Below are 15,384 nucleotides of genomic sequence, written 5' to 3'. Positions count from 1 at the left end.
GTAAATTTTTCATAAATATTTTTCAATACTACCCCGTCTGAACACTTCGGGCGGTCTGACGGGTCACATGATGTTTATCTACCCATCGGTCGGTAAAAACAACCGTCTGATGGGGTTTAATCTTCCGGATAGATCGATTTCTTGGCAGCCAAAAGAGTGTTTTTCATCAGCATTGCCACCGTCATAGGTCCAACGCCACCGGGTACGGGAGTAATCAAGCTGGCTTTCTTTTTAAGCCCTTCAAAATCGCAATCACCTACCAGTTTATAGCCTTTATCTCTGGTTTCATCCGCCACACGATTGATGCCAACATCAATTACCACAGCGCCCTCTTTTACCATTTCCGGTTTGATCAATTCGGGCTGTCCTGCGGCCACAACAAGTATATCTGCCGAGATGGTATGGCTGGTCAGATCCCGGGTAAATTTATGACAAATAGTTGTTGTGGCTTTACCCGCAGAATTTTCTCTGGACAACATAATGGCCATCGGAGAACCGACAATATTACTGGCTCCCACAACCACCGCATGCTTGCTTTTCACGGGAATGCTGTAGTATTTGAACAGCTCAAAAATTCCGGCCGGGGTACACGATCGGAATGTGGGCTGATCGACCGTCAGCCGCCCAACGTTCATGGGATGAAATCCATCCACATCTTTTCGGTAATCGATACTCTCTATAACATCGTGCGAAGATAAATGCGATGGCAAAGGGAGCTGAACAAGGATTCCGTCAACAGAATCATCCTCATTAAACGATCGGATCGTAGCTTTCAACTCTTTAGCAGAAACAGTATCAGGCAGATGTTTGGTATCTGTTTTAATTCCAACTTTATTACACGCCCGGGTTTTCGCTTTGATATAGGTTGATGAAGCCGGATCAGTTCCCACCTGTATCACCTTTAGAAATGGCCGCCTTTTTCCGGACTCTACCCAATTCTCAACATCCTCTTTGATGATGGACATGGTTTCATCTGCAACTTTTCTACCGTCAATTAGTTTGGCTGACATTTTAAATTGTGTTAATAGATTATGATTCTTTCTTTATTGTGGTTCAAGGATTCTCGTCGGCTGGTGATTGCCTTTTTCACCTGCCGACTCCACCATCACCTCCAAGTCTGTTACTCAATACCCGGCAGCCGACAAATTCGGCAGCCGGGGGAGTTTGCCGTTTCACATCTGCTTTTTTTACCGTTCTATATCGTATTTTTTCATCTTGTTATAAATATGGCTCCGCTGAATGTCGATCGCTTCGGCAGTGGCCGATACATTCCAGTCGTACTTTTCGAGCTTTTTCAGAAGAAAGAGGCGTTCAGCTTCCTCTTTGTATTCATGGAAACTATCAGTATGATCCAGGAGATCATCAAGCATATTTTTCTGTTTCTTTTTTTGGATGACCAACTGCTCCACATCCTCAGAGCTGATTTCATCATCTGCAGACAAAAGCGCAAGGCGTTCCACTACATTTTGCAGTTCCCTGATATTCCCTGACCACGGTTGTTTTTCAAGCAGTTCAAGTGCTTCTTCAGAAAAAGATTTCCCGGCAAAAACAATCTCACGTTCAGATAACTGCTTCAAAAACCACTTGGCTAATATAGTAATATCATTTTTTCTCTCGCGAAGCGGCGGCAGATGAATGGGAATAACATTGAGGCGGTGAAACAGATCCTCACGAAAATTGCCATTATCAATCTGCTCCTGCAGATCTTGATTGGTTGCTGAGAGAATACGGACATCAATATCAATACGTTCCGAACCGCCAACGCGGGTGATCTGATTTTCTTGCAGAGCACGTAAAACTTTGGCCTGGGAATCTGCACTCATATCTCCAATCTCATCAAGAAACAGCGTTCCGCCGTCGGCCTGCTCAAACTTTCCAATTCGCTGAGATGATGCCCCGGTAAACGCCCCTTTTTCGTGGCCAAAAAGTTCACTTTCCAGCAAGTCAGGCGGAATGGCCGCACAGTTCACATCCACAAACTTCTTTGATGCCCGTTTACTTTTTTCATGAATGGCGCGTGCAACCAGCTCTTTCCCGGTTCCATTTTCACCGGTAATTAATATCCGGCTATTACTCGGCGCTACTTTCTCAATCATCTTCTTCACTTTGAGGATTGCCGGACTTTCCCCTATAATCTCTGTATTTCCATGCAGTTCTTTTCGAATCTCGCGATTCTCCTGGATCAGTTCACCGCTTTTTAGCGCATTTCGAACACTTGTCAAAAGCCGGTTCAGGTCCGGCGGCTTTTCGAGAAAATCAAACGCTCCGTTCTTTGTTGCTTCCACAGCAATTTTTATAGTGCCGTGCCCGGATATCATGATGACCGGGATCTCGGGCTTTCTCTTTTTCAATTTCCCCAGTACTTCTATGCCATCCATTCCTTTCATTTTAATGTCCAGCATTACCAAATCTACCCGCTCGTTTTCTACAATCTCCAGGGCTTTCTCGCCATTTTCCGCTTCAAGAGTAGCATAATCCTCAAACTCAAGAATCTCCTTCAGGGCATTGCGGATGCTCTGTTCATCATCAGTAATTAGTATGGTTGTTTTGGAACTCATATCAATATGCAGTATAGAGAAATTCGAGAATACGCTGATGAATCAGATCTACATGCGAGGTCTTTGCAGTATAGTTATTTGTAAATATTGAAACGGTCAGTTGCTGTCCGGATTCTGTTTCCAGGTAACCCGAAAGTGCCCGAACCCCCGTAACAAACCCGGTTTTTCCATAAAATTTACCCCAAACGGAACTGTTTCTAAACCTGTAACTTAAGTGTTCCGTTTCTGCCCCCCACTGAGAGAGATTCATACAGGTGGGGAAAATACTCTTTCTGCTGTACCTTTAAAAGGTATCGATTGAGATCACTCGCCTTCAAGAGTGTTGCCGGAGCCATTCCGGATGCATCTTTCAGACTTACCTGTGTAGTATCAAACGACAGTTTGTGCATGTACGATTTTAACATTTCCAGGCCTGTCTCCGTTGAGCCCTGAACATCAAGCTCCTCCGTCACAACTTTTTTCAGGATCATCTCTGTATAAAAATTATCACTCTCACGGTTCATCCATTGAACCAGTTTATACAGGGGTTCGGATTGATGTTCGTCCAGGAGCGTTAATCGGTTATTACTGTAGAAATCATAGTTACGATCAATAAAAATCTGCCCTGTAACATCGATACCACGCTTCGAAAGATAGCGCTTAAATGTATCCATAAAGTAGTAGGCCGGCTCTAAAACAGTAAGAGGTTCTGTCTCATAATAGCCCTGGGGGAGTGTGCTTCGAAGAAGAATGGTGTTTGTTCCCAAAACACGACGATATGATTCATCATATTCACTACCTCGTGGTGTAATCTGCTGCTCGTTCACAAATTCCACATAAGGTGTATTGAATGGAAACCACTGAATCTCCGGGGTAGACCCGACCGGTCCATCTGCTCTTACTTCCAGGTCAACCACATTCCCGTTAAAAGAGAGAGCACTAATTTCCGGTGCGTAATAAAATGAGAGATCACTCCACTCCCATCCTTCGGGATAGGGAATATCATCAAACAATCCGGCATGCCCAATCAGGTTTCCATCAATTTTTGTGATCCCTTTTTCGATGAAAAGTTTGGCCCACTTTTCAAACAGAAAGAGTGGGTTTTCATCGTAAAATTCTCCGCTGAGAGATGGATCGCCGGAACCCTGTACAACCAGGTCACCTGACCATGTCTCATCCACCTGTTCGCCCTCTCCATACAACCGGGTTTTGAATCGGAATTCAGAACCCAATAATTCAAGATACGCTCCGGAACTTATAAGCTTCAGGTTCGATGCCGGACGAACGATCTTATCTGCATTGTAGCTCTCCAGTATAGATCCGGTTGAATCTCTTACCTGTATAGCCCAAAGTGCATTCTCAGCCCGATTATTTTCGATTAAATCCAGTATTGATTCCGAGACCTGGGCTTCCGCTCTTGTATAGAAAGAGATCAAGAAAAGTAAAGAAATAAAAGCCGGTAGAAATGCTCGAAATTTCATTTTAGAAATATAAAATACTGTCAATCATTTAAAATGATATCTAAAGAGAAATACCGGGAAATTGTTAAATCCAAAGAAAAAAGCAGAATCTCAATTGCCAAAATATTTAACTTCTTCTTTATGAAATGCATCATAGATCTCATCAGGTGTTTTACATTCTGAAAGGGTTTCTCGGAACGAAGTACTGTTCATCAATCGTGAAATTCTACTCAGCAATTTGATATGAAGCCTGTTTTCGCCCGAAGGCCCAACCAGTAAAAAAGCCATATTGACCGGCTTATCATCAATAGAATCGTACTCAATGGGTTCCTTTAAAACGGCAAAACTGGCATAATTCTTTTCTATGGAATCTACCTTGCCGTGTGGAATAGCAAGCTGTTTACCCACACCGGTCGACATAATTTTTTCCCTTTCAAAAACGGCATCCCGAATATCCTTCAGTTGTTTATCATTTACCTGATTTTTCAAAACATCAACCATTTTGTGCAGAAGGTCTTTTTTTCCATCAATCTCTATATCTGCCAAAATAGTGGATCTGTCAATGAGTGAATAGATATTCATAAATTTCTTTCAAATCACATTTTTTGGTTACGTATGGAAGTTACGGGGCTTTAACGCTTCACACAAAGGTAAGAATCAAAAATTTTAAAAACTGATTGGAATAAAAATCTACAAACCAACTCTTTTAATTCACATCAAGGTAGTGGAGCATTTTTAGTGAAGTTATCCCGAAATTAATTTGTATGAACTATAAGAAGGCTTTGCAAAACTCTGACCGTCATCCTGAACTTGATTCAGGATCTCCAGATACTGGCTATAAAGACAAATGGAGAATCTGAATCGAGTTCAGATTGACCAATAACCACGGTTTTGCAAAGCCCTCTATAAGTAATATAAAAATTTATAGATAACGCTTTAATTAGGTGAAAAACCTTATTCTCTTGTTTCACCGCTCTGCTGTGAAACAGAGTGCAGGGCGGTGAGACAAGAATATATTGCAGTTCGTTTTCCATTAGAAAATGGGGTAAATCCTTGGCACTTTCACCATTTTTTGCCGTTTTCTTTTTTAGTACTTTTATACTCAATCTTTTTCCCCGTTTCATGATTCAATCAGCCACTGCAATTTTAAAAAAGGAGATCACCCAGGAGCTTCGTACCAAGTATGCGCTCAACACCATTCTTGCGTTTACCGGTGCTTCACTTCTGCTGATTTTATTTACGCTCCGGGCTCATCAAATGGATCCGACTCCAAAAAGCGGGCTGGTGTGGATTATTATACTTTTTGCTTCCATGACTGGAATGACACGCTCTTTCGTACAGGAAGCGGAAAAGAAAACCTGGGCTTTCCTGCAGCTTCATGCCAACGCTACAGAAGTGTACCTTGGAAAGCTGAGCTACAATTTTTTATTCCTGCTGATTCTACACCTGTTTACATTCTTTTTCTACCTGTTTATGATGGACCTGTCCATTCAGAGCCACCTCTATTTTATAAGTGCAATCCTTTTTGGAGCCGGCGGACTGGCAGCCATCACTACACTTACATCGGCAATGATTGCCCAGGCCGACCGGAAAGGAGCCCTCTTTTCTGTACTTTGTATTCCGCTTGTTGTCCCGCTTCTTCTTATCTTAACTCGTGTAACAAGATTTGCACTTATTGAAGGCGCTACCGCAGGTGCATTGAATGATTTAACAGCACTGATTGGATATTGCGGAGTTACCATTACAGCGGGTATTTTACTTTTTGATTACATCTGGAATGATTAGATGAGTATCATTAACGAACATATTTCTTTTGGAGACCAGCGGCTGGTTGGGCAGGAAAAAGCGAAACATCAGATCGAACGAGTACTACTCTCCGATCGCCTTGCGCACTCCTACTTAATTACCGGGCCTGACGGATCGGGAAAAACAGCTTTTGCCCTGGCTCTTGCCGAAGTTGTAAACGGGGTTAACCATCTGACGGATCTGAAAGATATGGCCATCTCAAAAAAATCGAGTTGGTTTACCCACCCCGATATACACGTATTTATTCCACTTCCGTCATCTGTGGGAAATGATGAACTGAATTCCCGGCTGGAACTCCTTGCTGAGGATCCCTACGAAATTGTTGATTTTACACTGAGACCGGCCCTGAACGATGCAGAATCATCCAAAAACAGGCGGGCGTTTTATCCGATTGACTACTACCATGAGGAGATTCGGCCAAAATCTGTCTACAAACCCAATGAAGGGCGCAGAACTGTCATCATTTTGACCAATGTGGATACGATGCGAAAAGAAACTGCCAATGCATTTCTGAAATTGCTGGAAGAACCATCCGGAAATATTCTTTTTATTTTAACAGCTTCGCAGCCCGATCAGCTCTTACCAACTATTATCTCCAGGTGCCAGCAAATTCGTCTCCAACAGTTATCAAAACAGGATGTAGCCGAGGGTCTTGTTAAATTTGACGGATTGAATGAGAACGACGCAGAACTGCTTGCAAGACTTTCCGGAGGCAACTATTCTACCTGCCGGTTTTTGGATATTGATACACTTCAACAGATTAGAAATGAATCCGTTGAATTCCTGAGATTTTCATACACACAGAGTGTGACCAAACTTCTAAACCTGGTTAACAAGTGGAATAAGAATCTGAACAAGGAAAATCAGATTGCTCTCTGCAATACACTGGAACAGTTGCTTCGGGATATTGTGGTATATCGCGAAACAAACAACGAATCTTTGATTACAAATATTGATCAGCTGAATGTAATCGAAAAATTTTGTGAATCGATGAAAGATGCCCGATTAGAAGAGATGATAGATCACATTCAGCAGTTAAAAGGGTTACTTTATCAAAACGTACAGTTTAAATATATAGGAACGGCCTTATCTCTTCGTTTTTTCCGACTGATGCGGGGACTTGATCCCGCCATTGATAACGACAGCAACTGGAAACACCTGCCGGCCATAATTGATTAGCTATGAATGGTTCAACCATAAATTTTACTAAAATGCAGGGCGCAGGCAATGATTTTGTGCTGTTCGACAACCGAAGCCTCAAGATGAGTGAGAAAGAGCTTGCACAGTTGGCACCGGCCATCTGCAATCGAAAATTTGGGGTTGGTTCTGATGGAATTATCGCTTTGCAGTTTGATGAGACCAAAAAAGCTGATCTTGTTATGCTTTACAAAAATCCCGACGGGAGTGATGCAGGAATGTGTGGAAACGGTGCGCGATGTTTTTCAGCATTCGCTGAGACTCTCGGATCACCCAAACAGTTTACATTTCGTGTTCATGACAAAGTGTACAAAGCAAACGTAAAGAAAGACAGCGTGATCATCGATTTTCCCCTGGAAACTTCCGTACAGGAGATGACGGTTGCCAGTGAAGCATTGCTGAATGTATATACTAATACAGAACATGTGGTTTGCCCCATACAACAGCAGGAGCTCGAAAACGAACAATCTTTAACCAACCAGGGAAGATTTTTTCGAAACCATCCAGATTTCCAGCCAATCGGCACGAATGTAAATTTTATATCAGGTACTGATAATGATTCTCTCAGCCTGCAAACCTATGAAAGAGGAGTTGAAAATCTCACCCTGGCTTGCGGAACGGGAGCCATTGCATCTGCACTTGCATGGCATCATCTGCAACAAGCCGAAGAGGGAAATTTCAAATACAATGTGTATGTAAAAGGCGGCACTCTTCTGGTCCATTTTTTGTATGACAAAAAAAGAGAAACATACTCGAATATTAAACTTGAAGGACCCGCTGTTTTTGTTTTTGAGGGGCAATACTATTTGTAATCCTATCACTATTATCAGAAACGGGCTTTGCAAAATCATAGATTTGTCTTCGACTTCATTCGTTGTACCTCCTCACAGTATTCAAACTGACGACACATTAAACACAGTGAAGCAAAGCCAAAATGTGTCCGTTTTTTTAAAACTCTCAAAAAGAATAAGAAGTGGATTTTCTCTACTCTGTTTGATGCTGTTCATGAGCCTGCACGGTTGCGGGTCATTAGAATCATACCAAAACAGTTCAAATGAGCCGTCGGAGCTCAACGATCTATTTAACATCCCGGCCCAGATTATAGCGGATCATTCCATCCGATCCATTCAGTTTCATCGAGAAGGAGATCCAGCCTCTGCCCCAATTTTGAATCTGGACGGAAATGACCAATTACAACTTCGGTTTGAACATTTATCGTTGGAATCAAGGCAATTTCGGGTTTCATTGACTCATCATAATCCCGACTGGAGCCGCTCAGGCCTGCCTCAAGAACGTTTTATGAGTGGCTTTTATAACACCATTTTGAACAGTGGTGAACTGAGCAACAGTAACCGTCCCTATTATCGGCAATACTCATTCACATTCCCGACTGAACAATTTCAAATCACAAAAAGCGGAAACTATCTGCTTAAAATCGAAGATTCGGATACTGGATATCTCGTTCTGACACTACCATTTTTTGTTTCAGAGAATAAAGGTTCTTTAAGATCTTCTGTTGAAAAACTCTCTGTTCCGCGACAAAATTTAAGACGTTTGCACCGGCCTGTTAGTCAATTCATACTACCCGATTTTGTACAACAACCCCAATTCGACCTTGAATTCTATTTTGCGCAAAACCAATTTTGGGGGCGCACAAAAGAAGCCGGTGAGTTAGATTTCTCAGCTCCCGATCATGTTCAGTTTGAGCTGAATCCAGAGAACTCTTTTATTGGTGACTATGAATTTCGAACTCTGTCTATCGATCAGCTTTCGCAAAGTGATAAGTATGTGATTGAAGCTTTTCCAACAGAAATTCCTCCCCGGCTGATTCTCAAAGATGATGCGGAGGGATTTGGCACTTCAGGCTTGATGAATCTCGATCGCTTGGGACCTTTTGGAAACCCCGATATGGATCTCCAATCGAGATATGCTGATATTGTTTTCCGGTTCGACACCGATCAATTCCCTGACTCAACAGATTCAATACATCTTTTGGGTGATTTTAATAATTGGTCGGTAAGCAGAAATAACGAACTTCAATTTGATGAAAAGACCGGCCGATGGGAGACAAATCAAATCATCAAACAGGGAGAATATAAATACAAATATGTGTTAATAGAGGGGAGCGAAATAAAAGATCTCTATTTTGATGAGCAGTTCACAAATAACAGGCAGCAATATCACGCATTTGTATATTTAAAAGATCCGAATGAATTCTATTACCGGCTATTGCAAGTTCAATCTTTTTTATCTGATTGACCCAGAAATACTTATGGAAATATGTAAAAAATAGATCTTATGGCATTGATGATCTCACCCTTAAATAGTGTCTCTAAGAAAACGTCAATCTCTGCGTTCCACTCGCCCCAAAAATGCTCATGTACACGTAGTACACTGCGCTTTTTGGGACTTCGTGCGCCTTGATCTTGACGTTTTCTTAGGACACTATGAGTTTTCTTACAAACACTAAATAGTACAGGTGATTCACTCAAATTTAGGAGATGGTTTGATACAGAAAAATTAATCTATGGACTACGTACACATTCAAATCTCTTGGTGAATAATCCGAATTCAGAATGAGAATACTTAAATTTTTTGGTGCTTTTCTTCTAACAGCCCTCGTTCTATTTGGGTTCGTCATTGGGTGGAACTGGAACGCTTTTACCACTTTTTTCGAGAACCGGAAAGGTATGATGGAGGGAGCAGAGTGGGTAAATAAAACCGGATCACTTAAGGGGTTATCTGAGTTTATGGGTGAAACACCCGAGTACTCATCAATAGCAACTGTTGTTATCGGTCATCCCGATTCATCACTTTATTACCAGGCAGATACTCCGCGAATTATGGGAACCACAGCCAACATATTCATCCTGATTGCATACGCCAAACATTTTAATTCCGATACTCTCAATTCCAATAAGTTGATTGAGTGGGATGAAACTTCCAGATACCAGTTACCGGAAGTTGAAGAATCGATCCATGAGCAAGCTTTTAACGAAGCCATGGAACGAGGGTGGATTGAGGATGGAGCGATATCACTTGAACATTCACTGGCACTTTTAGCAGAATTTGGAGACCTGGCATTGGCAGATTATCTCTGGTGGCAACTGGATCAAACTGTTTGGAATGAATTAAAAAATGAGCTTGGCATCTCATCCACAGAGATGCCTCTTCCCTATTCCGGTCTCTATCAAGCGATTTCCCCCGGTTTAACTAAGATGGAAAATCAGGAAATTATAGATAAATGGAGAAGTCGAAATTCAGAAGAGTGGAGAAAACATGTGGTAAATCTCTCTTCATCGTTCGTAAATGATGAAGATTTCCGAAGCTCCGTTCAAAGCTATCTCACAAAAAATCGACTTGGAAACACATTTATGCAAGAACGGGATGCGATGGTTCTTTTCCCAAAAACCACCGCCCGGGAAATGACTGAAATCATGGAAAAATTAGCTCGCGATTCACTGATTAATCAACAAGTTAGTCAAACGGTTAAAAGTTTTCTCGACTGGCCGATGGATATTCAGCCCGGTATAAAGAGTGATTTTAGCCGGTATGGAGCGATCTATGATAACCGAATGGGTCTGATGAATGGAATTGATTTCGGAACTTCAGCCTACACAGGTGATACATCAGTTCAGGCTTTTTATCTCGATCAACTGCCCATAGGTTTTTGGTTTCATGCATCGGGAAGCCAGATGCACCAGGATTTTATGCAGCGTATGATTTACGATCCTGCCATGATCGATCAGATGTATAAAGTTGTTGAGAATCAAAATAATGTAATCTCCCCTTGAGGGGAGTGACCGCTGTAGCGATAAGCAAAGCCGGTCGAGGGGTGTTCAGGGGGCTGATGTCAAAGCAGTTACAACCCTCGACACCTCCCTGAAGAGAGGAACTATGAACGAAATTAAAAATTAATCTATATCCTTAAATGAATAAATATTATTTCATTTTTTTGATCTGGTTACTGCCGGTTTATTTCCTTTTTCAATCCGGTTACCAGGTGTATACTTATTTCGGAATCCAGTCTACTTATAACAACGGAGAAAGCTATGTAGCCAAAGTCACCGATTTCGATGTGAAACAGATCGCAGCTCAAACCAATGGATATGTAGTCCTGCAATTCACTCCGGCCGATGGCGAAACTATTGAACAGCAACTATCACTTCCTGTTCAATTTGCTCAAGTGATTATGAATTCAGAAGTAATACCCATTCGATACAAAAAAGATTCTCCAAAGCCGATTGTTATGATGGCTGTTTACGACCTGCAAAAACAAGTTGTTCGTGTTAACATAGCAGTAACACTTATTGGGTTGATTACAACACTCATACTATCATTCTTCGCCAGTCGATATGCCCGGAGAAAAATTAAAACCGGCGATGAGGAGATGGTCATTGAACGAGTTGATGAGTAATGAAGTGGTACTCCCCTCTCGGGAGGGGAAAGTTAAATCTCGTTCAGAGATTTGACGAGGGGTGGGTTGGCGTAATCAAAAGCTTGAACGTGCTACATTAAAACACGTGAACACACCCCTGATGACTCCGCTAAACGCTTTGTCATCTGTCCCCTCTCAAGAGGGGAGTTATACATCACTTCTCCTTCACCGTAACTCCCGGCGGATAGGCATAATCATTCCAAAGTCTGTCCAGCTCTTCAGGATTAGGTTCACCATCGTACGTAACATATCGATAACGGGCCGTGTAGGGTGAACCCGGTTCAATGCGCATTTCGCCGAGCTGTGTTGGGGCATAGACAAAATATGGCTCTTCCGGGTGAATTCGAACGGGTTGTGGATACCGAAAATTTTTGGGATGATCCATCACAGTCATTCCAGCTAACTCTCTGCCAACTAATCCGCCAATATGTGTCCATTTTGGGCGGGTTTCGTTCCCCTCTCTTCCCAAACCATCTGAAGTCAGAAATGTCATATTCTCAGGATTATCCCATTCTCTGTTTCCCCTGAACCCAACACCACCATAATGATATTCCGGCAAAATTAGTGGTTTGCCGCTATTTACACTTTGAGTTACAACAAGATCAAATATTTGATAGGAGTGATCTTTTGCAGATTTATACACGTACACCTTCCACTCCTCATTTACTGCAATTAAAGGTTCAGGGGCGGACAAATCCTTAAAAAAGTGCCTGGCATGAAATCCCGTATGAACAGGTCCTTCCCATGATTTCTCTAATCTATCTGCCTGATCTACTCTACCCGTATTGTTATGAATATTCCAAAAGTCGGGATTTCTTCCCTCGAATTCAGTTTTGGTCCAGGCCGACCATATTCCCGATTGATGTGGATGCATTGGATTCAGATGAGCCGTTAGAACCACACCATTTGGAGAATAAACCGGATGGATATAGCCTCCGCGTTTGTATCTCTCATCCAACTCAGTTGGGTTATTATCTCCATGATAATAGGACAGAACCATTTGCCCTTCAGATAAAAATGTTATCTGAGTTGAATCCATTTGATTTGACATATGATTATTGGATTCGATTGGATCCGCCGAAAACTCATACACTCTCGATTCCCCCATACTTAGTTCATCAAGTATAAACCATCCTTTGTTAGAATCGTCCACCTGCAGAACAGGATTATTTCCCGAACTACTTTCTAATTGATAAACACCAGGTTCAACAGAATCGGGAAAATAGAAAGAAACAACGGTATCCGATCTGTCAAACAGCCCTGCGGAGACGTGGATTTCGTACTTCTTTTGAGCAATGCATTGCAAAGTGATTCCAATCAGCAGGATGAGCAAAAGAGCAAGAGACAGAGTAATTTTTTTCATGATATCGGGTCTTGGAATCATCTGTAGTCATCGGATGAGTGGTTAAGCTGTGAATCTACTCAAAAATCAAACAATCATCCGATGACTTTGCAGAATTACTATTGAGAGTAACTTCAGTATATCCCTAATCCCCAATTCTATCAAATCAAATCATGTATGAGCCGGCATTGATGTGAAACGTCTGACCGCTCATATGTGGCAGATCTCCTTTGGCAAGAAAAGCTACAAGATTGGCCACTTCTGCAGGACTGGTAATTTCATCAAACGCAGAGCCCTGCGTGAGATACTCTTCTCCATGAATCTCTTTCGCTTCTGAGGCCATATCTGTATCAATAAATCCGGGAGCAATCGAGTATGCGCTAATTCCTTTGTTACTAAAATTTCTTGCGATACTTTTGGTGAATGCCACCATACCCGACTTCGATGCCGCATACGCAGCAAATTCCTGGGTATCTCCCCGGTAAGCCGCACGAGAGGCAATATTGATCAGTACGCCTTTTGACTCATCTTCCATATGCGAGTTTATAAACCACTTACTCAGCAATGCTGAAGACCGGAGATTGACATTCAGAGTCCGATCCCAAACTTCAAGCCATCTGTCATCAGTTTCAGAAAATTCAGCATCTACTGATATTCCTGCATTATTGATCAGGACATCTACTCCATTTGAATCAGTTAAAATCGGTTTCAGATAGACTTTAAGTTGATCCTCACTTCCCAGATCAACATGAATTCCCTCAAATTTTTCAGACGATGACAATTCGCTGGGAAACTCAGATTTTTTTGCCGTTCCCGTAACTTTAAATCCCTCTTTAAGCAGTTTTTTGGCAATCTCTAATCCTATTCCTCTTGATGAACCGGTTACGAGAGCATGCTTTTGAGAAGAGTTGTTTTTCATTGATTGGAAAGACTAAGATCTTTTTTTACGATAGATAGGCACGTTTGAGCATGCTTCGCCGTACATCAGTTTCTTTACGTGAGGCAGCAATTTTTTGGTAGCATACATATAGACATCAGCGGGCACGTCCATTTTACTGCAACCTTTCAGCAGTACAAACCGGTCCTCATATTTCTCCCAATTGGTTTGATCCAGTTTTTGTTTGAAAATCTGGCTCAGCGCTTCCTGCTTTGTTCCAAAGAATACATCCCCGGCATACTCCTGTGCGTGCTGAACAACGAGCATATATGCCCATTTGGGAATGATGGCATCCGTTGAGCAATAGACGGTCAGAAACCCATCTCCATACTGAGTCCAATCATGGGCTTCCATTTTCTCACGATACTCTTTTTCCTTCAAAATCATCTCTTTGAAAAGGAACTCTTTCAGATCTAATTCATAGACCTTTACGTCTGTTGCAAACTTTTCAAGATCTACTGTCTCAAGTTTAGATTGCTGTATCTTGTTTACAATTTCTGCCATTATCAAAGATTGTTGATACTAAAATTGATTGGATTAATGATCTCCCCTCGAGGGGAGTGCCGAAGCGTAGCGAAGGCGAGGGGTGTACATCCCCCGAGTTCACTCGACATTCGTCGTGCTCACTTTATCCCTTCAAAGGGGATTGAGAGGGATGTTTATTCTTTAGTTTAAATAATGATTCTTAAACACCCCTCCCGCCTAAAGGCGGACTCCCCTCAAGGGGAGATTTATAGTGAAAACGACTCCCCGCAGGAACAGCTTCTCGAAGCATTGGGGTTATGAAAATGGAATCCCTGGCCGGAAAGTCCCTCTGAATAATCCAGTTTGGTACCCGCGAGATATAAGAAACTTCGCATATCAACCACAATTTTTATCCCATGTTCTTCAAAGGTTTTGTCACCTTCAGCAGATTTTTTTTGAGAATCAAAATCGAGATCGTATGTAAGTCCGGAGCAACCACCACTCACAACGGAAACGCGCAATGGAGTATCCGAAGTGATCTGTTGTTCCTTACGAATTCGATGAATGCGTTCAGCCGCACTCTCACTAATTGTTATCGACATAACAGAATTTCCTTCAAGTCTAAAACCAACTTACATTCCAATTAAACAGAAATAACCTGGATCTCAGGATCAATTCGCTTCACCATACTTTCAATAGCGTAAAGCGTACCTGAAGTCGCTGTCGGGCAGGTTCCGCATGCACCCTGGTAGTGAACTTTCAGGCGGTTTCCATCCAGTCCAAGGATCTTCAAACCACCACCGTCCGCCAGTAAGTATGGACGAACCTGCTCATCGAGCAATTGGTTGATCTGAACAAGCCGAGGATCATCTGATTCCTGAACCTCTTTGGTTGCATGAACTTCAGCATCTTCCTCAATATTTTCCTGGGCTTTTGCCTGTCGGATTGGAGGTGCGAGTTTGCGCAGCAATTCAGACCAAACCGCATCTCCATCCTGCGTTACCGTTACATATCGATCCACATAATAAACGTTAATCACATGATCGATTTTGAACAGGGCGCTTGCCAGTTCATCACCTTCAGCTTCTCCACTGTTTTCGAATGAGAGGGTCACACCATTCGTCAGCGGTTCTGCGAGTACAAATCGCATCGCATCCGGGTTCGGGGTGCGTTCTATTTCTTTAATTTTTGGCATAGTATCT

At 42.2% G+C, this 15,384-nt stretch carries 17 protein-coding genes; 6 read left to right on the top strand and 11 right to left on the bottom strand.

The window, feature by feature from the left end; all coding sequences use genetic code 11:
- Positions 1-116 precede the first annotated feature (116 nt).
- The 6 genes from folD to U5K72_18665 form a co-directional block, all read right to left on the bottom strand.
- Positions 117-1,010 carry a bifunctional methylenetetrahydrofolate dehydrogenase/methenyltetrahydrofolate cyclohydrolase FolD gene (folD, locus tag U5K72_18690; GenBank protein ID MDZ7720854.1) on the bottom strand — a complete coding sequence of 298 codons (894 nt, stop codon included), beginning with the start codon at positions 1,008-1,010 and terminating at the stop codon, positions 117-119.
- Positions 1,011-1,187: 177 nt separating this feature from the next.
- Positions 1,188-2,558 carry a sigma-54 dependent transcriptional regulator gene (locus tag U5K72_18685; GenBank protein MDZ7720853.1) on the bottom strand — a complete coding sequence of 457 codons (1,371 nt, stop codon included), beginning with the start codon at positions 2,556-2,558 and terminating at the stop codon, positions 1,188-1,190.
- Position 2,559: 1 nt separating this feature from the next.
- Complete coding sequence (locus tag U5K72_18680) at positions 2,560-2,808, bottom strand: D-alanyl-D-alanine carboxypeptidase (protein ID MDZ7720852.1); 249 nt, start codon at positions 2,806-2,808, stop codon at positions 2,560-2,562.
- Positions 2,756-4,018: a D-alanyl-D-alanine carboxypeptidase/D-alanyl-D-alanine-endopeptidase gene (gene dacB / locus U5K72_18675; protein ID MDZ7720851.1), complete on the bottom strand. Its 1,263-nt coding sequence runs from the start codon at positions 4,016-4,018 to the stop codon at positions 2,756-2,758. The genes U5K72_18680 and dacB overlap by 53 nt, the downstream gene beginning before the upstream one ends.
- A gap of 90 nt (positions 4,019-4,108) precedes the next feature.
- Positions 4,109-4,579, bottom strand: coding sequence for a PTS sugar transporter subunit IIA (locus U5K72_18670; GenBank protein MDZ7720850.1), 471 nt, complete (start codon positions 4,577-4,579; stop codon positions 4,109-4,111).
- A gap of 233 nt (positions 4,580-4,812) precedes the next feature.
- Positions 4,813-5,103, bottom strand: coding sequence for a hypothetical protein (locus U5K72_18665; GenBank protein MDZ7720849.1), 291 nt, complete (start codon positions 5,101-5,103; stop codon positions 4,813-4,815).
- 16 nt (positions 5,104-5,119) lie between these two features.
- Between U5K72_18665 and U5K72_18660 the strand changes: the two genes are divergently transcribed.
- The 6 genes from U5K72_18660 to U5K72_18635 all read left to right on the top strand — a co-directional run bounded on the left by U5K72_18660 (position 5,120) and on the right by U5K72_18635 (position 11,417).
- On the top strand, positions 5,120-5,782 hold the full coding sequence (locus U5K72_18660; GenBank protein ID MDZ7720848.1) for a heme exporter protein CcmB: 663 nt from the start codon (positions 5,120-5,122) through the stop codon (positions 5,780-5,782).
- Complete coding sequence (locus U5K72_18655) at positions 5,783-6,982, top strand: DNA polymerase III subunit delta' C-terminal domain-containing protein (GenBank protein ID MDZ7720847.1); 1,200 nt, start codon at positions 5,783-5,785, stop codon at positions 6,980-6,982.
- Positions 6,983-6,984: 2 nt separating this feature from the next.
- Entirely contained in the window at positions 6,985-7,812 is an 828-nt protein-coding gene (gene dapF / locus U5K72_18650) for a diaminopimelate epimerase (protein MDZ7720846.1), read from the top strand.
- Between the two features lie 106 nt (positions 7,813-7,918).
- Positions 7,919-9,259, top strand: a complete 1,341-nt coding sequence (locus U5K72_18645; GenBank protein ID MDZ7720845.1) for a DUF5103 domain-containing protein — start codon at positions 7,919-7,921, stop codon at positions 9,257-9,259.
- A gap of 317 nt (positions 9,260-9,576) precedes the next feature.
- A complete protein-coding gene (locus U5K72_18640) occupies positions 9,577-10,794 on the top strand; it encodes a hypothetical protein (protein MDZ7720844.1) in 1,218 nt (405 codons plus the stop codon).
- A 137-nt stretch (positions 10,795-10,931) separates the two neighbouring features.
- Positions 10,932-11,417: a hypothetical protein gene (locus tag U5K72_18635; GenBank protein MDZ7720843.1), complete on the top strand. Its 486-nt coding sequence runs from the start codon at positions 10,932-10,934 to the stop codon at positions 11,415-11,417.
- Between the two features lie 175 nt (positions 11,418-11,592).
- On the opposite strand, the gene U5K72_18630 is transcribed toward U5K72_18635, so the two are convergent.
- From U5K72_18630 to U5K72_18610, 5 genes are all read right to left on the bottom strand, one after another.
- The gene (locus U5K72_18630) at positions 11,593-12,801 is read right to left on the bottom strand and encodes a PmoA family protein (GenBank protein MDZ7720842.1); all 1,209 of its coding nucleotides are present in this window, start codon (positions 12,799-12,801) and stop codon (positions 11,593-11,595) included.
- A 145-nt stretch (positions 12,802-12,946) separates the two neighbouring features.
- Complete coding sequence (locus U5K72_18625; protein MDZ7720841.1) at positions 12,947-13,699, bottom strand: SDR family oxidoreductase; 753 nt, start codon at positions 13,697-13,699, stop codon at positions 12,947-12,949.
- A 12-nt stretch (positions 13,700-13,711) separates the two neighbouring features.
- Complete coding sequence (locus U5K72_18620; GenBank protein ID MDZ7720840.1) at positions 13,712-14,221, bottom strand: DUF2480 family protein; 510 nt, start codon at positions 14,219-14,221, stop codon at positions 13,712-13,714.
- A gap of 227 nt (positions 14,222-14,448) precedes the next feature.
- A complete protein-coding gene (locus U5K72_18615) occupies positions 14,449-14,784 on the bottom strand; it encodes an iron-sulfur cluster assembly accessory protein (GenBank protein ID MDZ7720839.1) in 336 nt (111 codons plus the stop codon).
- A 41-nt stretch (positions 14,785-14,825) separates the two neighbouring features.
- Positions 14,826-15,377 carry a NifU family protein gene (locus tag U5K72_18610; protein ID MDZ7720838.1) on the bottom strand — a complete coding sequence of 184 codons (552 nt, stop codon included), beginning with the start codon at positions 15,375-15,377 and terminating at the stop codon, positions 14,826-14,828.
- Positions 15,378-15,384 lie beyond the last annotated feature (7 nt).

This window comes from Balneolaceae bacterium (assembly GCA_034521495.1).
GTDB lineage: Bacteria > Bacteroidota > Rhodothermia > Balneolales > Balneolaceae > Rhodohalobacter.
Note: the sequence above shows the minus strand (reverse complement) of the source record. Positions and strands in the feature narration are given on the sequence as shown.